General features: G+C 60.5%; 4 protein-coding genes. 3 read left to right on the top strand and 1 reads right to left on the bottom strand.

Translation table 11 applies throughout. The annotated features are described in order from the left end of the window. The 3 genes from VAE48_RS03575 to VAE48_RS03565 all read left to right on the top strand — a co-directional run. Positions 1–600: ABC transporter ATP-binding protein (locus tag VAE48_RS03575; RefSeq protein WP_322791945.1), on the top strand; the 600-nt coding region annotated here is incomplete at its 5' end. A gap of 2 nt (positions 601–602) precedes the next feature. After that, entirely contained in the window at positions 603–1640 is a 1038-nt protein-coding gene (locus tag VAE48_RS03570) for an ABC transporter ATP-binding protein (protein ID WP_322791944.1), read from the top strand. Positions 1641–1811: 171 nt separating this feature from the next. Further along, the gene (locus tag VAE48_RS03565) at positions 1812–2006 is read left to right on the top strand and encodes a hypothetical protein (RefSeq protein WP_322791943.1); all 195 of its coding nucleotides are present in this window, start codon (positions 1812–1814) and stop codon (positions 2004–2006) included. Positions 2007–2370: 364 nt separating this feature from the next. On the opposite strand, the gene VAE48_RS03560 is transcribed toward VAE48_RS03565, so the two are convergent. Then, on the bottom strand, positions 2371–4096 hold a 1726-nt coding region (locus tag VAE48_RS03560; protein ID WP_322791942.1), incomplete at its 5' end, for an Ig-like domain-containing protein.

The raw sequence follows: 4096 nt of genomic DNA, 5'->3' as shown, positions 1-4096 counted from the left end.
GTGCGCAAAGAAGAAGCGCTGGTGCAGGCCGCCAATATGTTCCAGCGTGTAGGCGTTCCGGTGGACTTCCTCACCCGCTACCCATTTGAATTGAGCGGCGGGATGCGCCAGCGCGCGGCGATTGCCATGGCGCTGGTGACTGCGCCGGATCTGGTCATTCTGGATGAGCCAACTTCGGCGCTGGATGTGCTGACCCAGGCCAACATCATGAACCTGCTCAAGCGCATCAAAAAGGAAATTGCCACCAGCTTCATTCTCATCACCCATGATATTGCCACCTCCAGCGAACTGGCTGACCGGGTGGGCGTGATGTATGCCGGGCAAATGGTGGAGTTGAGCGATGCTTACCGCTTCTTCACTGCGCCGCTGCATCCCTACTCGCAGAAGTTGATGGCATCCGTGCCCAAACTGCGCAGCACGGTGGAGCCGGAGTTTATCACCGGTCAGCCGCCCAGTCTGATCAATCCGCCCACCGGTTGCCGTTTTGCGGCGCGCTGCCCGCTGCGTTTTGAAAAGTGCGATCAAGATCCGCCCATGTTTCAACACCCGGACGGGCGGCAGGTCAAATGCTGGCTGTACGAAAAAGAGGCAAGGAGTTAAGGATGACCGTTCAGGATGCAGTAGTACAACAAAACGCCTTGTCCGGCAACGAAGCGGTTGAAAATGCCCCGCTGCTTTCCATTCAAAACCTGCGGGTGTGGTTCGAGCTGCGCCGCTTTGGTTTTGGTCACGCCGGTTATGTCAAAGCGGTGGATGATGTCAGTTTTGACCTGCAGCAGGGCGAGGCTGTTGCCGTGGTGGGTGAGTCGGGCTGCGGCAAATCCAGCCTGATGAAAACCATTCTGGGACTCAACCGCCCCACCCAGGGCGATGTGGTCTTTCAGGGCAAGTACCGCATCAGTCAGATGGATGCCAATACGCTGCGCTGGTACCGCCGGCAGGTGGGATACGTGCAGCAGGACCCTTACGGCGCACTGCCCCCCTTTATGAATGTTCAGCGCATTCTGGAAGAGCCAATGATTGTGGCCGGCATCAAGGATAAAAAAGAACGGCTGGAGCGCATCCACAAGGCGCTTACCGAGGTCAAAATGACGCCGGTGGATGAGTTTTTACCAAAATTCCCGCATATGATCAGCGGCGGCCAGCAGCAGCGGGTGGTGATTGCCCGCGCGATGATTCTGGAACCCAAGCTGCTGGTTGCCGATGAGCCGGTTTCCATGCTGGATGCTTCGGTGCGGGTGGAAATCCTCAAACTGCTGCGCGGTTTGCAGGAATCGCACAATCTGGGCGTGATCTACATTACCCACGACCTTTCGACGGTGCGCTACTTCTCCGAGCGGATTTTTGTGATGTACGCCGGGCAGATTGTGGAAAAATCGCCGGTGGAACACCTGTTGCAGGATGCCAAGCATCCCTATACCCATGCGCTGCTGGCAGCCACCTCCGACCCGGACGCGCGCAACGCCGAAACCTTCAAGGAAGTGCCGCCGGGCGAGCCGCCCAGTCTGGTCAAACCGCCGGCTGGCTGCCGCTTTCATCCGCGCTGCCCGCACATCATCCGCGGTGAGTGCGATGTGAATGTGCCGCCGGAATTTGAAGTTGGGCCGGATCATACCGCCGCCTGCTGGCTGTACAAATAATGTGAACTTGACCGAAGTGCAAAACCTGACTGGTAACGTAGCTACCCCCTCCCGCCTCCCCCAAAATCGCTGGGGCGATTTTAGGGGAGGTGCAGGTGGGGGCTGAAATTGCTCAAGCGGATGGGGAAGGGATTTACCCCGAACTGAGGTTAGATAAAAAAGATGTTACGAATGGGACCCAAAGGTATGATGGCTATCGGCGCCGGGCTGCTTTTCTTCGGCGCCGCTGCCCCATTCCTGATGATTTTACGTATTTGGGAAACTTCTTTCTGGTTGAGTTTTCTTGCTTACGCGGCTTCCATCAGCGGGCTGGTGATCGGCTTTCTGGGTATTTTTCTCTACATCCGCATTCACCGGCGCGATTAAGACCATTTTTTGAGCAAACTGGCAGTAAGATTTAGATCTGAAGGCTGCTTTACCTTGGTGGTGAGTTGCCTGCACTGGTGTTGATTTCCCTCCCTCACAGGCGCGGGAGAAAGCCCCTCAGGAGATTGCCACCCTTGCTGCGCTCGTTCAAAAGGACATTAAACAAGCACGTCATTCTGTGCGCAGCGACATAAACAAGAAATCTCACGCCGAGCAAAGCGGCACTCACCGGTGCTGGCGAAAATCACCCCCACCCACCTCCCCCAAAATCGCGCAGCGATTTTGGGGGAGGCGCAGGAGGGGGCATTGGCATCGCATGCCGGGTTTTGATCTTATCCCAAACTCACCTTATGTTAACTCGCCTTTACCTTACCCGGAATACCACCGCATCGGAAACGCTCTGATTGCCGGCCAGATCCACGGCAATCACTTCCAGCCGGTGTTCACCGCGGCGGGCATCCCACACCAGCGCATAGGGCGGCAGCGCGGCTTCACCGATGCTGCGCCCGTCCAGCCGCCACTCCACCCGCGCCAGCCCCACATTGTCGCTCACCTCGGCCTGTAAGGTGATGGTGGATTGGCCGGTGAATACCTGTCCATCCAGCGGGTAGGGAATGCGTACCTGCGGCGGGGTGTTGTCCACCGTGACTTGCAGCAGGCTGGTATCCACCCGCTGATCGCTGCGCACAACCAGCAGGCGCACCACATACAGCCCTTCCAGACCGCGCGTATCCCACCCGGCAAGCCGCCCGTTCTCAACCGGCTGGCGGGTGCTTTCCTGAATGCTGATCCATGCGGTGGGATTGATGCCCTGCCCAACCTGAATGCTGTAAGCGGCGAAATCGGCGCCGGCGGCGCTGCCGGTTAATTCCACCACCCCGCCAACCACACTGAAGGGCCGCGGCTGGCTGAATTGAGCGTTGGGGTTGGCGGGCGGCTGCTGCACCAGATCGTATTCGGAAGGCGGCAGGGGCAAACCGGCGGCGCGCGCCCACGCCTGGGCCGGCGGCGGCACCACCAGAAACACTTTCTCTTCCACCAGTTCAGGCGGGGTGAAGACGGTTGCCAGCCGGCCGGTTTCGCGGTTGATTTGAAAACGGCGGTAGAGCGTATCTACGCCGGTTGGTTGGTTATTTTCCAGAAAGACCTCGCTCACCCGGCTGGGACAGGCATCGCCCGGCAGCAAGCCGGAGGGATCGCACACTTCCAGGCGCACCACACCCGGCGGCATCGGCCAGGTTTGCACCGGCTGATTGCGGTGCAGGTACTGCATCAGCGCGTGCCAGATGCCGGCTGCCGGAAAAGCCCCCGGCGGCGGGGCGGCTTCTTCCTCACTGCCCAGCCATACCAGTGCCACTGCCTGCGGGGTGTAACCGGCTGCCCAGGTGGATCGTCCGCCGGCGGCCTGCCCAATTTTGGCGCCGGCCGGCCGCCCGATTTCCAGCGGGTTGGGGTAGCCCAGGGTGCGCCAGCGGGCGGCATCATCGCTGAGGACGTGATGCACCAGATAAGCCAGCTGACTGCTGACCACCGTCCGGCTGGCGGTGTGCTCCGGCAGGGGCAGCGGATTTGCGAGGTAATCTTCCACCCGCAGTATCCAGCGCGGCTGCGGAAATTCAGCCTCAGCGCGGACAACGCCGTTCAGGCTGCCGCTGGCGGCGAAAACGCTGTAAGCATGGGCCAGTTCCAGCGGTGAAAGCGGTTCGCCGTCGCTCAGGGCGCCGGCTTCCTGGGCTGGTAAACGGTATTGTTCGATGCCCAGATTGTGAACCGTGGCGGTCAGCGCGGCAGCCCCGATTTGCGCATACACGGCGCGCAGGGCGGCCCAGTCATCGTTGACCAGCGCGCTGCGCAGGCGCAGCGGACCATCGTACTGCTCTTCGGGCAGCGGAACGGTATCCTGTTCATCTGCCAGGGGAATATCCCAAACCAGAGAAGCCGGAGAAAGGCCGCGCGCAAACCCGGCCAGCGCCAGAAACGGGTTTTGCAGGCTGCCGGGCGGGTGCGGGCTTTGCTGCCCGCTCTCACCGGCCGGGGTGGCATCCCCGGTCAGCGCCAGCACTTCACCGCTGGTGGGGTCAAGAATCACC

This window comes from Bellilinea sp. (assembly GCF_034432615.1).
GTDB lineage: Bacteria > Chloroflexota > Anaerolineae > Anaerolineales > Anaerolineaceae > Bellilinea.
The sequence above is the reverse complement of the archived record's forward strand: the minus strand, read 5'-3'. Positions and strand labels throughout refer to the sequence as shown.

What these genes read in the sequence shown, in the direction of transcription:
- VAE48_RS03570 (WP_322791944.1), top strand. Translation starts at nt 603, where the DNA reads ATGACCGTTCAGGATGCAGTAGTACAACAAAACGCCTTGTCCGGCAAC.
- VAE48_RS03565 (WP_322791943.1), top strand. Translation starts at nt 1,812, where the DNA reads ATGGGACCCAAAGGTATGATGGCTATCGGCGCCGGGCTGCTTTTCTTC.